This is a genomic window from Flavobacterium glycogeni (assembly GCF_048286775.1).
Lineage (GTDB): Bacteria > Bacteroidota > Bacteroidia > Flavobacteriales > Flavobacteriaceae > Flavobacterium.
Map to the genome: position 1 here is coordinate 162379 of NZ_JBLVPV010000006.1, position 16061 is coordinate 178439.

Annotated in this window: 17 protein-coding genes; 7 read left to right on the plus strand and 10 right to left on the minus strand. The window is 35.8% G+C overall.

The genetic code is table 11. From position 1 onward, the window contains the following. Positions 1 to 266 precede the first annotated feature (266 nt). From ACNQGX_RS07115 to ACNQGX_RS07135, 5 genes are all read left to right on the plus strand, one after another. Positions 267 to 416: a hypothetical protein gene (locus ACNQGX_RS07115; protein WP_131916035.1), complete on the plus strand. Its 150-nt coding sequence runs from the start codon at positions 267 to 269 to the stop codon at positions 414 to 416. A 6-nt stretch (positions 417 to 422) separates the two neighbouring features. Next, a complete protein-coding gene (locus ACNQGX_RS07120) occupies positions 423 to 653 on the plus strand; it encodes a hypothetical protein (RefSeq protein WP_417975228.1) in 231 nt (76 codons plus the stop codon). Between the two features lie 29 nt (positions 654 to 682). Next, positions 683 to 1066 carry a YchJ family protein gene (locus ACNQGX_RS07125; protein WP_417975229.1) on the plus strand — a complete coding sequence of 128 codons (384 nt, stop codon included), beginning with the start codon at positions 683 to 685 and terminating at the stop codon, positions 1064 to 1066. Between the two features lie 48 nt (positions 1067 to 1114). Continuing rightward, a complete protein-coding gene (locus tag ACNQGX_RS07130; RefSeq protein WP_417975230.1) occupies positions 1115 to 1909 on the plus strand; it encodes an META domain-containing protein in 795 nt (264 codons plus the stop codon). Positions 1910 to 2432: 523 nt separating this feature from the next. Beyond that, entirely contained in the window at positions 2433 to 3026 is a 594-nt protein-coding gene (locus ACNQGX_RS07135) for a 2OG-Fe(II) oxygenase (RefSeq protein WP_417975231.1), read from the plus strand. Between the two features lie 3 nt (positions 3027 to 3029). Here ACNQGX_RS07135 and ACNQGX_RS07140 read toward each other — a convergent pair whose 3' ends face one another. The 10 genes from ACNQGX_RS07140 to ACNQGX_RS07185 form a co-directional block, all read right to left on the minus strand. Beyond that, positions 3030 to 3590 (minus strand): 2'-5' RNA ligase family protein, encoded by a 561-nt coding sequence (locus ACNQGX_RS07140; protein ID WP_417975232.1) that lies wholly within the window; start codon positions 3588 to 3590, stop codon positions 3030 to 3032. Between the two features lie 112 nt (positions 3591 to 3702). Continuing rightward, the gene (locus ACNQGX_RS07145; protein WP_417975233.1) at positions 3703 to 4845 is read right to left on the minus strand and encodes a saccharopine dehydrogenase family protein; all 1143 of its coding nucleotides are present in this window, start codon (positions 4843 to 4845) and stop codon (positions 3703 to 3705) included. A gap of 170 nt (positions 4846 to 5015) precedes the next feature. After that, positions 5016 to 5639, minus strand: coding sequence for an MCP four helix bundle domain-containing protein (locus ACNQGX_RS07150; protein ID WP_417975234.1), 624 nt, complete (start codon positions 5637 to 5639; stop codon positions 5016 to 5018). Positions 5640 to 5808: 169 nt separating this feature from the next. Next, positions 5809 to 6804, minus strand: a complete 996-nt coding sequence (locus ACNQGX_RS07155; protein WP_417975235.1) for a metal-dependent hydrolase — start codon at positions 6802 to 6804, stop codon at positions 5809 to 5811. A 180-nt stretch (positions 6805 to 6984) separates the two neighbouring features. After that, positions 6985 to 8097, minus strand: a complete 1113-nt coding sequence (locus ACNQGX_RS07160; RefSeq protein WP_417975236.1) for a formylglycine-generating enzyme family protein — start codon at positions 8095 to 8097, stop codon at positions 6985 to 6987. A gap of 54 nt (positions 8098 to 8151) precedes the next feature. Continuing rightward, a complete protein-coding gene (locus ACNQGX_RS07165) occupies positions 8152 to 9657 on the minus strand; it encodes a sulfatase family protein (protein WP_417975237.1) in 1506 nt (501 codons plus the stop codon). Between the two features lie 152 nt (positions 9658 to 9809). Next, positions 9810 to 11285, minus strand: coding sequence for an arylsulfatase (locus tag ACNQGX_RS07170; protein ID WP_417975238.1), 1476 nt, complete (start codon positions 11283 to 11285; stop codon positions 9810 to 9812). Positions 11286 to 11576: 291 nt separating this feature from the next. After that, a complete protein-coding gene (locus ACNQGX_RS07175; protein WP_417975239.1) occupies positions 11577 to 12359 on the minus strand; it encodes an RMD1 family protein in 783 nt (260 codons plus the stop codon). A 52-nt stretch (positions 12360 to 12411) separates the two neighbouring features. Then, positions 12412 to 12618 carry a hypothetical protein gene (locus ACNQGX_RS07180; RefSeq protein WP_417975240.1) on the minus strand — a complete coding sequence of 69 codons (207 nt, stop codon included), beginning with the start codon at positions 12616 to 12618 and terminating at the stop codon, positions 12412 to 12414. 92 nt (positions 12619 to 12710) lie between these two features. Next, positions 12711 to 13709, minus strand: coding sequence for a GntR family transcriptional regulator (locus ACNQGX_RS07185; protein WP_131916013.1), 999 nt, complete (start codon positions 13707 to 13709; stop codon positions 12711 to 12713). A gap of 103 nt (positions 13710 to 13812) precedes the next feature. On the opposite strand from ACNQGX_RS07185, the gene ACNQGX_RS07190 reads away from it, so the two are divergent. Beyond that, positions 13813 to 14862, plus strand: a complete 1050-nt coding sequence (locus tag ACNQGX_RS07190) for an aldose epimerase family protein (RefSeq protein ID WP_417975241.1) — start codon at positions 13813 to 13815, stop codon at positions 14860 to 14862. A 29-nt stretch (positions 14863 to 14891) separates the two neighbouring features. Then, positions 14892 to 16058 (plus strand): galactokinase, encoded by a 1167-nt coding sequence (gene galK, locus ACNQGX_RS07195; protein WP_417975242.1) that lies wholly within the window; start codon positions 14892 to 14894, stop codon positions 16056 to 16058. Positions 16059 to 16061 lie beyond the last annotated feature (3 nt).

Below are 16061 nucleotides of genomic sequence, written 5' to 3' on the forward strand. Positions count from 1 at the left end.
CTTAATTTTTAGGGTATTAAAATGTTTAACGTGATTAATCCTATTGATTGCAACATCAGAATGTATATAAAAACTACTATTTGTAAAAAAAAGTGTGTTAGCTTTTTAAAAAAAATATAAATAATTAGAGAAAACACGGGGAATAATAAAATGGATCATTATCTAAAATGATTAAATTAAAAACAATTTGAATTTCAATAAATAAGCCGAACTTTGCAGGAGTTCCTAAATCGAATAATTGATTTGATAGTTAAAAGATAAATGCCATGAGTAGAAATAACGAAAGAAACATAAAAAAGCACAATGATAAGTTGCATAAGGCTCAGGATAAAGTAAAACAGGCTGAAATTCTCCGCAAAGAAAAACTAAAACAAATTGTTAAAAAGTTCAATGAAGATAAGGCTTCAGAAAAATAATTAAAGATGGAAAACAATAAATTTACGGATCTAAAAAAAGGTGTTCAGGAAATAATTGATTTGATTGCCAGTAAAAATAGTAAAGAGGCTAATAATAAATTGGTTGAAGTCAGTGAGGATCTAGATGAATTACTTGATTTTGCAGAAGATGATGAAGATCTAATCGAAATCAGTAAGTATCAAGTACTGTTGAATCAATTGCAACAAAAAATAATTGCACTTAATGGTCAATTATAACCGATAGGTTTCAATAGTTTTTAGATAAAATGACAACAATAAAATGTCCTTGTGGTTCTCAGAAAAATTTTAAGGAATGTTGTGAACCATTTATTAATGGAACTCAAAAAGCACCAACTGCTGAAGCTTTAATGCGTTCCCGTTATTCAGCTTACGCAACACATACAGCTGAATATTTATTGGCAACAACCCATATTTCAGAGAGAAAATACTACTCGAAATCTGATATTCTAAATTGGGCCACTTCAAATCAATGGCTTCAATTAGAAATTATAAAGGCTACAGAAAACACGGTGGAGTTCAAAGCCTACTTGTTGGACAATAAACTACAAAAACAACTTCATCATGAACGATCTACTTTTAAATTCGAAAATGGAAATTGGTTTTATGTGGATGGGAAGTTTTTTGATTGAATCTAGCTTTTGTATGTTCTCTATAAAATAATTATAAAAAATGGTATTATGATTAAAAACGTCTTTTTTAGTATTGTTTTATTAACTATTGTAAGTTGTAAAACCAATAAAGTACCAACTCAAATTACGGCTGAAACCGAGCCAACTCCAGCCTACAAAGAACAAATGGAAAACTTAGAGCAAATGATTTATTTTAGAGCTACAGGTAATGAACCTTTTTGGAGTTTAAAAATATCAGAGAATAGTATCGTTTTTACATCATTGAATGCGGGATTTGAATCTTTCAATGCGCCATTTGTAGCACCGATACAAGCGATGGATGCCAATGTAAAAATGTATCGAGTTGCTACAGAATCTGGAAATATGAATATCGAAATTAGGCAGGAAGAATGCATTAACTCTATGTCGGGTGCTATTTCTCCTTATGTTGTTAAAATCGAAATAACTAAAGGCAAAACAGATAATAGTACTGTTTTTAATGGTTGTGGAACCTATATTACAGATTCTAAACTGCATGATATTTGGGTGTTAGAAAAAATGAATGGTGAGAATGTAACTCGTACGAAGTTCAAAAGAGAGTTTCCAAGAATTGAAATTAATACAACTACAAATAAATTTTTTGGATTTGGAGGTTGTAATTCCATGAATGGATCTCTATTTTTTGAGAAAGGACTTTTACGATTCACAAACATAGCTTCTACTATGATGGCTTGTGAACCACAAAATAGAGAAAGTGAGTTTCTTACTTCTTTGCAAAGTACTACTTCTTATAGCGTTGAAAATATGAAACTAACTTTGAAAAATCATTCCGGAATTGAATTGATATTCAGAAAAGTAGATTAATTTTAATCATTTCGTAAAAAAAAATCACAGCTCCGTTGTGATTTTTTTTGCGATAGTTTTAACTAAAATGCGAATCAAGGGTTGAGAATCTTTTTTTGTGCCGTTAGGTACTAAATATCGGTAGCAATTAGGTTCAAAATTCGTTAGCGTGCCGTAGGTACGCAACAAAACGATAAATGTTGCGTATCTACGGCACGCTAAATCCGTTCCAATTCATAGTTTCTACCGAGATTTAGTGCCTATCGGCACATTCCAACCCTTGATTCACATTAATAATTAATAAACGTTTGTTTGAAGTACATAAATTCAATTTTAAAATATAGCATTTGTTTGAGCTTCAAAAAATGGACTACAACAGATCTATTGATTTTTAATTAGCGAATTGGCGGTTTATTTTATGCAACAAGTCTTTTTAAGGAATATTTATAAAGAAATAATTTTATTTATTTCATAATGAGAGTCTAACAGTTTTATTTAGTCTACCTTGTCCCGTTGGCAGTCTATGCAGCCAATGAAAATAGATATGGAAAATAGCTTTGAAGCTTTGATTGCTACTTATATTGAAAGTAAAGTAGGTATATCCGAACATTTTTTGAGTGCCAATTTGGCCAATAATCTAAAACAAAATTTGATTGCTTTAAACCAAAAAAGTTTATTGATGACTGCGGGAATTGGTAATTCTGAGAAGGTTTCTTATGATGCAGCCATACGAAGCGATTCCATTTATTGGCTTGACAAAAAACACAATAATGCATTCGAAAATGAATTCTTTGCTCAAATAGAAGAATTTATTCTTTATCTGAACCAAAGTTGTTACGCGGGAATAACGGGGTATGAATTTCATTATTCGTTGTATGAATCGGGGGATTTTTATTTAAAACATTTGGATCAATTCAAGAACAATCCCAGCCGAAAATACTCCATGATTAGTTATTTAAATAGCGATTGGCAAGAAAGTGATGGAGGAGAATTGCTGATTCATCAATTAGACAACAATCAGAAAATTTCACCCACGCAGGGCAAGACTGTTTTCTTTAAAAGCGACGAGCTAGTTCATGAAGTTTTGGTAACCCAAAATACAAGAATGAGCATTACAGGATGGTTGAAGAGTGATTGATGACTAAAAAAGAGTTCCTTGTACAAGTTTCGGTTGTGCATTACCGTTGAACTTAAACTCATGGATTACAAAAAACTGTTTTATATTTTCATCAAATTTTCGTAAAACGACACTGTCACACAAAAAATAAACGTCAATTGCGGTAAATAAACAGTTCGCTTTTTCAAGATTTTCTGGAGTTAATCTTCGTGCAATGGACAGGTGTGGATCATTACTTTTTTGCATGTTCAAGTTTCGAAGCGATTCGTAAACCTGTTTCATTAGGAGTTTCACACGGTTTTTAGAATCTTCGTTTGGCGACATAAAAAATGCACCATTGGGATAGGAGCCAAATTCATTTAGAGAAACTTCAGCGGGTTCCAAAGTATCGCACAATCTGTTTAATTGATTTTTAATGATTTCAATTTGTTTATCAGTTGCTTTGAATTCACAAATGGTAATATGACCAACAGAATTTCTACTGTGAAACCATCCCACTTCCTGGGCTAATTGTTCTTTCATCGACTTAACCAAAGCAACAACTGCTTCCGAAGGGTATATCGCAACAGAATATTGTTTTTCCATAGGTTATGATTTTATCATACTACAAATGTAAAGAATTACGACAAGCGTTATTGTGAATCTTATGAAGAGTCCTGATATGTATTAGATGACAAAGTTACGGATTCGTTAATGTTTATAATTTCCCATAAACACGTGCAATATAATTCCCGTTTAAAAATTGTATTGGATCAATTTGGCTTTGCAAAACAACTCCGCGATGAGGAGTTTCGAGCAATAATTGTGCTGCTTGTGCTAGTGGCGCTGCCGTAGTTGTTTGGATGGCTCTCAATTGATGTTTTCCTACTTTTTGAGGAAGTATACATTTCGCAATCTCTCGTCTGCGTAAAATTCCAGCTGCATCTTTGCCTTCTACGGCAGCATACAAAACAATTTTGTCGTCTTCAATATGAGGGATTACAGCTTCCATTTTTTCTTGAAGAGTTTTAATTGCGTCAGATGTATTTCCTAAAGTAGTAAGTTGCTCTTGTACCCAAGCATAATGCCCTTGATGACGTAAGGTTTTGTAGTCAAGTGAACGCACCTTTCCTAACAATGCATCAGGCAAATCTGCTGCGCCACCAGAGGTGAGATCCTCTTCATAAGCAATGCCGTCAATAATAATAGTAGCTTTTTCCGACAATGAAGGCAGCGTAGTTTTTTTAAAATCCCTTAAGACTATAGTTTCTTTCAGATATTCGGTAGCAACACCCACTGGACTCCAAGTAAATCCATAATAATGCGGAGCAACAGCGTGATTGGTCAGAGCGCCAACTTTCATTTCTAATTTATCCACTTTATCTACTCCAAAGTCAATGCAAAACTGTTGAAAAAGACCATTGGCGAGCAAGTCGATGTAACCGGGAGCCAGACCTGTTTGAAGCACAAAACCAGTTTTGGCATCTTTTGCCAAAGTCATTATTTCTTCGGTTTCTGAAACATATTCTGTGAGATTAGCATAATGCAGATTAAAATCTTTTGCAAATTGGGCTATCCTTGGTGCTTGGCTGCCCGGTAGGCAGTCGAGAATGATATCTCCTTGACGCAAGATTGCTGTCATTTCCTCCGTTAGGCCTTTTTCAGCAAGGTGAAAGCCGGTAACGGAGTAGGATTTCGTTGTTCCTTCTTCAATCCAACGAGCTACTTTTTTTGCTTTTGAATGGGTTCTGTCACCAATAAAAAGAGTAGGGGGGACTTCGCTCCATTCCATCAATAACAAACCGACAGCTTCGGCAATTCCACCAGCTCCGGCAACAATAATATTGTGATGCTTTTTCATATACTAAAGTTACTGTTTTTTCTTGATTTAATATTTGATGTAAAGTGTTAATTTGCTGACTTTTAAATAATTATATTTGTGTTAACTACGTCAAAATTGGATTTTTTGTATTGCACGTTGGTTGAATGATAATTATTAATTCTCATAGTAAAAAATATTTTTGTATACAATTAATTCATACTTGGAGATTGAGGTATTTTGATCTTATTTTTTTTCGCCATTAACAAATATAAAGATACAGCACCTAAAATAATCAGTAAAGCGATCTGAAGTTGACCAAGTATGTTATTACCGTTATACAAGGCATTTGAGTTTGACAATTTTGAACTACCTTCTTTAATTTGAATTTGTGATAGTTGCTCCAGCGTTTGTAAGGCCTGATCAGTTGAGTAAACTACTTGATTCCAGTTTTTATTTTTAGTTTGTTCATTAATCGCTGAGGAAGAAGCCAGAAATGCTGTAAAGGATATTTTTTCTTTGGGTGTTAATACTGTTTTTAAATATAATTTATCTATGCTTTGAATGTTTTTTAATGCGGCTGTAATCTCCTCCTTTTTTTGGATATCATTTAGTTTTATTTGTATTGCGTTTGCTTTTATGAAATGAAGTTCATTTGCATACTGAAAGATATATCGGGCCACGACCAATCTGTCATTATAGATTGCATTAATATTCTCATTTGCCTTTTTTGAGTTTTGTAGCGTATTGAAATTGCTTAATATGATAATAAGCATAACAATAAGTATGACAAAAGCCGCTTTTGTTTTATTACTATATTTTTTTAGATCTTTCATCGTGATGGATTTTAGGACTACTGCAATATAAGGCATTGTTTTGGATTTGTTTCAACAACAGGAAAGATTACAAAAAAGTGCTGAAGTTTCTTTTTTAAATTAACTTCTTTAGTGTATTATAACCCTAATATTCTGCATAACAGATCCAATAATTTTCTGTTCTGTATGATTAATTTCCTTTTAGTCGTTTGAAAATCTTCTGAAGCAATCGTTTACCGTCTCGTTTTTCTTTGGTTACTTCAACAGCTTTTAATTCTGAACTGGTTTGGATAAATTTATAACTGAAAGCAAACTGTGGCCGTTTTGGATTGTCATTTAACAAACCAAAACGTAAATCATTGAAGTATAAGGTTTCGTTTTGTTTAGAAACGATGTACCAGCCCTCACTTACTTTTTTTAGCTTTTCAAAGTCAGAATTTCCTATTAACCGGTGCTCTAAATTGGTATCCCTAACATAGGCGGTAAACGAAATTGGCTGACTGTCAAAAAGGGAATAATCCCCTAATAAGTAATCATCAGCAGTTGCTATGTTCGCATTCCATAAAATTAGGTTGAAAGCTGTTGGTTTTACTATAATTTCAGAATATTGGATTCCTTGTTTCGTTAATGCTTTTTCAAATTGGTTCAAAGCATATAGTTTTATAAAACAGGACAAGAACAAATAAGCACTGCTGATATATAAGCCTCTCATAATGTATTTTTTACGGAGCAATACTTTGTTAGTTCTCCAAACCATTATCAATGAAATAAGTAATGGGATAGTGTATAAAGGATCAATTACAAATATTGTTTTTAATGCAAATCGATGGCTAAGTGGCCATAAAATCTGTGTGCCCCAGGAAGTAAACATATCAAGTAATACATGGGTGAATAAGCACCAAAATACCATCAATGTTGCTCCAAGAAAGTTAATTTTTTCCTTCTCTATTTTTGAAATAATCCAACCCAAGAAAGGGGATAGAAACAGAAATAAGATAAGAGAATGACTTATGCCGCGATGAATCATAATCCCGTCAACCGGATTCAAAAATAAACCGATTACTACATCTAAATCAGGAATTGTTCCTAAAATCGCACCATATAAAAAGGTTCTGTTTTTAAGTTTTTTGCCTACACATACCTCGGTAACGGCAATTCCTAAAACAATTTGTGTTAATGAATCCATTTATAGTTTTACTTCCCAATGCAGAAATTAGCAACCTTGTGTTTACAGACCATTATTTATTTATTTATGGCGTCTTTTGAGTCTCAGAAGTATTTGAAAGAACACATAAAACCAGTGGTGGTACAAAGTTATAAAATAATAATATAAGAGTTTCGAAGTTTATGAAACATATTGGTTTCATTATTTGGCGTCAGCCACACACCTGAAACCGGTATGTTCTAAACCGGTATCGGGAGATGATTTCATTCGAGCCGTAACCCGATACCCTTTGCAATAGGATGCATTACAAAGAAAAGAACCGCCTCGTACCACTTTTTTAGGAACAGAGGGTTCCATAGGATCGTAACTTTTTGCCGGGCCTTGCGGGTTAGCCGAAAGACCGCTACCCAACTCCTTATAATATTCCGGGGTATACCAGTCGCTGCACCATTCCCAAACATTGCCCGCCATATCATACAATCCAAATTTGTTCGACGTAAAAGATTTTACAGGAGCAGCTCCTTTAAATTTATCGATTGACTTATTTAAATAGGGAAATTTTCCTTGCCAGATATTTGCTTTTGGCTTCCCTTTTTCGGGATCTTCATCGCCCCAAAAATATTTTTTGTCAACCAATCCACCTCGAGCGGCGAACTCCCATTCGGCTTCTGTCGGCAATCTTTTACCCGCCCATTTTGCATAAGCATTGGCATCATCCCAAGAAATATGCACAGCAGGATAATTATCCTTCCCTTTGATGCTACTTGTTGGTCCTTGCGGATGTTTCCAACTTGCATCTTGAGTCCAACTCCACCATTGAGAGGCATCATTTAAATTTACCGCCGTAGCAGTGGGTGTAAACACCAAGGAGGCTGCCACTAATAAACTCTCGTCTGGTTTTGGCGTACCTGCCGGTAACTGCTTTTTCATTTCTTCCCAATCCGGTTTTATTTCGGCAGTGGTGACATAGCCCGTTGCATCCACAAATTTTTTAAATTGGGCATTGGTAACTTCTGTGGCATCCATCCAAAAACTATTAATTTTCACACGGTGTTGCGGATATTCATCAGATCTTCCTTCATTATCTGAAGCGCCCATCATAAATTCACTTGCGGGTATCTGTACCATTCCCTCATAAGAAACCTTCCCCGATTTATTGATAGCAATGGTGTCTTTTGTTGCCGAAAAACGGGACGGAAGCCCCGATTCACAACTCATAGAATCATTAGTAGCGTTAGAAGTTTTGTCTGACTTCTTATCGCAAGCCACGAGTGAAAATAATAGTAATCCCAGAATGACCGCTTTATACTTCATTTCTATATTTTATTAAATCTAATTGCCAAATTTTAAAGAAATAATTTAATGGCTCTACTTTTTATCTCTTGCTTTTTGCAATAAAGCCGCTAACTCATTTACCCTCATCGGATATTGATTCGCAAGATTATTTTTTTCTCCAATATCAACACTTAAATCATACAACTGAGGCTGTTGGTTATTACCCAACTCCGTATTGGTAGACATATCCATCGCCGGTCCATTATTCGGCTCAATGTATTTCCAGTTGCCTTGAACAATGGCCAATGATCCCGATCCTTGTTCAACCAAAACAGTGCGACCTTTTGTTGATTTTCCCAGTATTACATTCAACATATCTTCACTATCCGAGGCATCACTTTCCTGCAATTTAATGTTCAACATCTTAGAAAAAGAGCTAAATAAATCAACCTGACAAAGTAAGGCGTCAGAAACAGCCTGTTTTGTTTTCCCTTGCCAGCTCACTATAAATGGAACTCTTGTGCCGGCTTCAAATAAACTGTATTTTCCACCTCGTAAAACGCCTGCAGGTGTATGCCCGTTTAGTTTTGTGACCGCTTCGTCCCGATAACCATCGTCGAGTACCGGGCCATTATCACTGCTGAAAATGATAATGGTATTTTTTGCAATGCCAAGATACTCCAACTGTTTCATAATTTCCCCTACCGTCCAGTCTAATTGCAAGATTGCATCACCACGATAGCCTAACTCACTTTTCCCTTTAAACATTGTGGAAGGCATGCGGGGCACATGTGGTTCAGTCAACGTATAATAAAGAAAGAACGGATTGCGTTTATTAGTTTCAATAAATTCTTCAGCTTTTGATAAAAAAGTCAACGGCATTTCTTCATCGGTCCATCGGGCTTTATTGCCACCGCTCATATAACCAATACGACCAATCCCATTGACAATTGTATTATTATGCCCCTGCCCGGGAGAAGATTGCATTTTTAATAATTCGGGATGTTCTTTTCCTATTGGATCATTTCCAACTATTTTTTTATAATCAACCTGAATTGGGTCAGCGGGATCCAATGCAACTACCTTGTGATTTTCTACAAAAACCGTGGGTACACGATCTGCAGTAGCCGGAAATATAAACGAATAATCGAAGCCCACTTCATTAGGTCCAGGTTTTAATTCACCATTCCATTCTTTTTCTAAACTATTGCCCAATCCCAAATGCCATTTCCCAACTATACCCGTTTGGTAACCTGCCTTCTGAAACAAGGAAGGTAAAGTTGTTTTATCCGTTGGAACAATTAAAGCGGCATCCCCCGGTAGAACTCCCGTTCCTTTTTTTCGCCAGGGATATTGCCCCGTCATTATTGCATAACGAGAAGGCGTGCAGGTGGCCGAAGTAGAATGCGCATTGGTAAACCGAATGCCATGTTTGGCCAGTTTATCAATATTGGGCGTGTTGATCTTTGTGGCTCCATAACAACTCAGATCGCCATAACCCAAATCATCCGTTAAAATGACTATAACATTTGGTTTTTGCTGAGCAAACAGTACACTCGTTACCAAACATGTGATTAGCATCACTCTTATTTTATTCATATGTAGATAATATTTTTTTTATCGGAATATGGAATTCGCATATCTTCATCGGTGCTTGCATCGAGTTTCCGTTATGCTCATTTCATGCTGAAAGGTTATTAATTACTTATTTTATTAGCGGATTCTTAAAACTACCCTTTAAATTTCTTTCTTTATTTTTCAGAAAACTTTGGATCTATAAATTCCCAATCTTTTATATGAGAGGATTGATGTTCTTTTTTTACAATCTCTTCAAACTTCTTTGCAAGTTCCGGATGTTGGGTAGCAACATCAGTCGTTTCTTTTTCATCCGTAAGAAGATTGTAGATTTCCCAAGGTGCATTCCTATTTTTCTTCATATTGCTTTTCACCCCTTTCCAGTCCCCAATACGAATAGCTACCTGACCTCCCTTTTCAGGAAATTCGAAATAAAGATAGTCGTGTTTCTTTTGTTTATTATCATTACCTATCAAAGTTGGTAAAAGCGAAATTCCATCATTGTCCCATGCTTTGACTCCTGTTATTTCAGACAAGGTCGCCATTATATCAAATTGCGCGGAAACATGATTCGTCACTTTCCCCGCCGGAATTTTTCCCGGCCAACGCGCAATAAAGGGCTCGCGGATTCCGCCTTCGTATAAATCTTGCTTTCTTCCTCTTAATCCTCCGACACTATTAAAAAACTTTGTGTCTGCTCCGCCTACATCAAATGTGGCTCCGTTATCGCTGGAAAACATCACTATGGTATTTTCATCTAATCCAAGTTCTTTCAACAACTTCATAATACGACCAACCTGCTCATCCATATAGGTAATCATCGCTGCATAGGTCGATTTGGGATAAAGTGTAGAAGCATATCCCTTTTCACCACGATAAGGCTGTTCCTCAAATTGACCAATGTATTCTTTCACCGCTTCATCCGGTGCCTGAAGAGAAACATGCGGTCCTGTATAAGGCAAGTACAAAAAGAACGGTTTCTTTTTGTTCTTTTTAATAAAATCCAAAGTTTTCTCAGCCATTTTTGTTACTGAATATTCTTTCCCTTTGAAATAGTCGAAAGCAGTATCTGGAGCATCTTTAGCCAGTGGTTTGTGCACTTGTATGTACGGATTCTTCAATGTATCCCATTTTCCATTCTCCCAAAGATGTGTCGGATAAAAATTATGCGCTTGTTTCTGGCAGAGGTAACCGTAGAAATAATCAAAGCCCTGTTTGTTTGGGTCACCGGTGGTGTTACTCATTCCCAATCCCCATTTTCCGATGGCTCCTGTAATATAACCCGCCTGTTGCATCAATTTTGCAATCGTGAAAGTACCTTCGGGCAGTGGCATTTGTCCGCCCTCGTTCTCGTCTTCAAATCCCCCTAATTCGTAATTCCCGCGAATATAAGAATGCCCACTATTCTTTCCGGTCATCAACATGCAACGGGCAGGTGCGCAAACAGGCGCTCCGGTATAATGTTGGGTAAATTTTATTCCTTCCTTGGCAATCTTATCTAAATTGGGTGTTTTTATTTTTTGTTGGCCGTAAGAGCCTAATTCCCCATAGCCCAAATCATCTGCATAGATGTAAATGATATTAGGTTTTTGCTGGGCAAATACTATACTTGTTATCAAACATGCGATTAATATATTCCATATTTTATTCATATTGTGGATGTTTTTTTGTCATATGTAACTCGCATATATCTTAATTTGCGTTATGCTCATTTCGTATCGAAAATTTTACTTCTTCAAAATACTGCATTATAAGCGACGAAAACAAAAAAAGCCTACCGGAAAATCAATGGAAATTATTGTTGTGGTATAATAATCACAAAAAAAAACTACAAGGCCTATTTTTTAGCAAATGAAACTTCTTAAAAAAAAAACAGCACCATTTCATTCTTTAGAACAGTAAGAGAAAATCCGATGTAACAGGCTTTAGGTTTTTATAGATTTTTAATGAAAAAACAAAGCAATTACAATCTCGAGAGCAATTAATATAATAACAACCCATTCCAGACGGGAACTTTCCCTTACGTTCAGTACGTCAGTAAACAACGTAAGATTGTTTTCTACAATTTGAAGGCGGTAATCAAGGTCTTTGAAGCGGGTATTGATATCAAAATTAGCTTTGAGGTGGCGGTTGAGCAGGTTGAGTTCTTCGTTGTCCCAAACGAGATTTGGATCATCAAGAATATATAAATTGTCTACAATACTATTTTTGACATTCAGGACTTTTCCGATGTATTTCAGCAAATTGGTTTTGGAAATACTGAGTTTACCGCGTTGTTCCAATTCCAGAATATAGTTTTTTGAAGACGTAATGAGTTCATTGGTCAATACCTCATAATAATCCAGTGCTACTGATTGCCCAATGTTAAGCATCACAATACGCAATATGGAAGAGTCTATTTGAGGAACGGTGACATAATTGTTTTTCACGGTGACCTTTTGTAGTTTATTATCGGTTTCAATGCGGTATTCTTCCGATAAATCCAAGTCAACTAAAGTTGTCGCATAATTTTTTATAAAGTTTACGAATTCACTTTTGGCAACCACGTCATAATTTGCAAAGACCACCACACCATAATCAAAAACATACAAATAACGCTCGCTTTCCTCTAATGCATAGAAAACTTCCGAAGTGGAACCGGAATGTGCTTCGGCACGAAAATCCCCGCGGAATTTTTTGATATTGAAAGATTCAGCGATTTGAACAGCTTCGATTCTGATTTCCATAATCAAACTATTTTATACAAATTTAAGAAATTTTCACTTTGGAGAAAGATTTTCAGGGTGTTATTGTATTAAAATTCAACGTTTCCATTACTGACAGATCATCATTAAACGTAACGAAACTAGCCGGAAATCCAAGTTTTATTTTACCCAATTGATCCTGCATATCAATAGCGCTTGCAATACGGAAGGCAGTAATTTTGATGGCTCCATCAGCAGATACATTCAAATGGTTGATAGCACTTTGTACTGCTTCCTGCATCGAAATGTAGGTTAAATTTTCGCCATTTTCATAATAAATTCCCAGTGTACCATCAGGTAAATCCGTGACGACTATTTTTAGGACTGGACATATTACAAAGAATTTCTAATGAGTAAAGCGCTCTTATTTTCTATTTGTTCTTTTTTTCCTTTCAAAATCATTTGGGATAAAATCTTTCCCATGGCCACAAAATTTGTCGAAATGGTTGTTATTCCGTTTTCTACCACTTTTTTCAATGGGGTTTCGTTGTAGGAGATAATTCCGTAATCGTTCCCCAATTTCAAATTTTGAAGTTTTGATTTTTCTATGACAGCCACCAAATCCCTGTCGTTCGGAATAATGTACACTTCGCCAATTGTGATTTCTCTATCGCCAAATTCCGTAATTACCTGATATTCGAAAGAGAAATCATGACAGAAATTGATAAAGCCTTCCTTCATTCCTAACGGTTCGCGAAATCCAGGAAAAATCAAGATCAGTTTCTCATATTTATTTAAATGGGATTTGCCTTTTATTAAAGCGTCATAAATGTCTTTCTTGTGGTTTTGATAGACCGCAGGGAAGGATTCCAATTCGGGATTAGTTTGATCCAATATAAACACCTCGTTTACCGGTAGGGTTTTAATGATTGAAGCGGCATCGGCTAAATTGGTTGGCATTATGATGTATTTGGTGTAGTTACCGTTGCTTTCAGTAATTAATTTTCTAAACATTTCGATGTTAAAGTGGTGAAAATATATGTCTACCTGAACATCCTTTCCGGTGTTCTTTAAAAACGAATTGTAAATGTCTTCTTTGAAACTGTTCAATTCATCAAACAACAGGAATATTTTTTGTTTTATGGTTACCTCTATGCTCTTTACGTAATAGCCCTTGCCAAGAATGGCATAGATGATGCCTCTTTTTTTCAACTCCTCATACGCTTGTAAAACGGTGTCTCGAGATAATGAAAATTCCAAACAGAGTTTGTTTATCGAGGGAAGTCGCTCGCCTTTTATCAGTTTTTCATTTTCAATAGCCTTCTCGATTGATAAAACAATTTGCCTGTATTTGGGTATGCCAAGATTATTTTGAATAGAAATGATTTTCATAATAAGAAATGATTTTTGTGCAAGTTACAAAAAACTGGTAGGTACTGGTATATTTTTTTTGAAATTTAGTATAATTTTGAATTTCATTTTTCTTAATAAAACAATGAAAATAAAACAAGAATCCCATTTTATTACCAATTCCGAAACAAAATTATTTGGTTTAATGCCGGATGGCGAAGCAATTTTCGCTTACCAAATTTCCAATAAAAACGGAATCAAATTAGAAGTTATCAATTATGGCGCTACGGTTAGTTCGTTGAAAATTCCGCTGAAAAATGGCGAAGTTGTAGATGTCGTTTTGGGCTTTGATAATTTGGAAGCCTACCTAAAATCATTCGATTTAGAAAGTGCACCTTATCTGGGAGCAACTGTCGGAAGATTTGCAGGAAGAATTGGCGATGGGACTTTTAGCTTAAATGATAAAATATTCCATCTCAATAAAAATAACAATAAGCATTCGCTTCACGGAGGTACTATAGGCTTTAGCCAAGTAGTTTGGAAGGTGAAAAACGTAAATTATGGAGAAAATCCATCCATAACGTTGACCTATCTTAGCCCAAATGAGGAAGAAAATTACCCGGGAAACCTGTCTGTGGAATTAATTTATACCTTGTCTGAAGGAAACGAGTTGATTATTGAATACAGCGCAACAACGACAGCGAATACTATTGTGAATTTGACGCATCACAGTTATTTTAATCTCAACGGACACGATTCAGAGGTGTTGAGCCAAGAAATGACAGTTAGCTCCGATAAAGTATTGGAGAAAACAACAGAGAATATTCCAACGGGCGTGTTTTTGGATTTGGCCGATTCTCCTTTTGATTTTTCATTGCCCAAAAAATGCCCCGCCACAATTGACACCACTTTTGTTTTAAATAAAGAAAGCGACGTGGCAGCATCACTTTATAGCCCAAAAAACAAGTTGAAAATGACTGTTTATACGGATCAGCCTGCGGTTCATATTTATGTTGGAGGGAATTGCGGAACTATACTCGGGAAAGAAAAAGTGTTGTACCATTCGTCGAGTGGCATCTGTTTTGAAGCGCAAAATTTCCCGGACGCTCCCAATCAAGCGCATTTCCCGGATGCAGTCCTAAAAACAGGAGAAACGTATTGTCATAAGACCAGATATAAATTTGAAATTTCTTAAAAAAAGAATGCTCTTACAATTACTAAATAATGAATGATATTTTAATACAAAAAACGATAAGTCATTTTCAAGAAAAATTTGGTTTGGCTCCAGAAAAAGTAGTGCTGTCTCCAGGGAGAATCAATATTATTGGGGAACATATCGATTATAATGACGGTTATGTTTTGCCCGCGGCTATCGACAAAATTATCTGTTTTGCTTTCGAAAAAAACAATTCGAACCAATCCAGAATAGTTGCCGTAGATCTTGATGATGAGTTTGAAATAGATCTTGCAGCTGTTGTTGCGTTGAACGAAAAGGTTTGGACAAATTATCTTCGTGGTGTTATCAACCAGTTGAAAATTAATGGGTTTGTTTTTGAAGGTTTTAATTGCGTTTTTAGCAGCAATATTCCCGTTGGTTCTGGATTGTCCTCATCGGCAGCCTTAGAATGTGGTTTTTTATATGGGATAAACGAACTGTTCCATTTGCATATAAAACCAATTGATATCGCCTTGATGGGACAAAAATCGGAGCATTGGGTGGGAATCAATTGCGGTATAATGGATCAGTTTTCGAGTGTTTTGGGACAAGAAAACAAAGTGATAAAAATCGATTGTCGAACGTTGGAATTCGAATACCACGATGCGGATTTCAAGGATTATTCCCTAATCTTATTTGACAGCAATGTGAAGCATTCTTTGTTTACTTCGGCTTACAACAAAAGAAGAGAAGAGTGCGAAGAAGGGCTTGCGATTATCAAAAGCAATTTCCCGGAGGTTGGTAGTTTTAGGGACTGTAACGAAAGTCAGGTTTTGAGTGTGAAAAACCAGATGAGTGAAGAGGTCTTCAAAAGAAGCCATTTTGTGATACAAGAAATTGGTCGTGTTGCCAAAGCCTGTGAAGCGCTGGATAACGGAAAAATTGAAGTTTTAGGGCAGCTTATGTTCGAAACGCATCAAGGATTGTCAAAAGAATATGAAGTGAGTTGTGATGAATTGGATTTTCTGGTTGACGCTGTTAAGAATGAAGAGGCCGTGATTGGATCCCGACTAATGGGAGGTGGTTTTGGCGGGTGCACCATTAATTTGGTAAAAAAAGGACATGAAGAGGATATCAAAAATAGACTCTCGAAACTGTACCATCATGCATTTGGAATAGAATTAAAAAATTATGATGTCAAAATCGGAAACGGGACATCACTTTATATCCTGTAATTA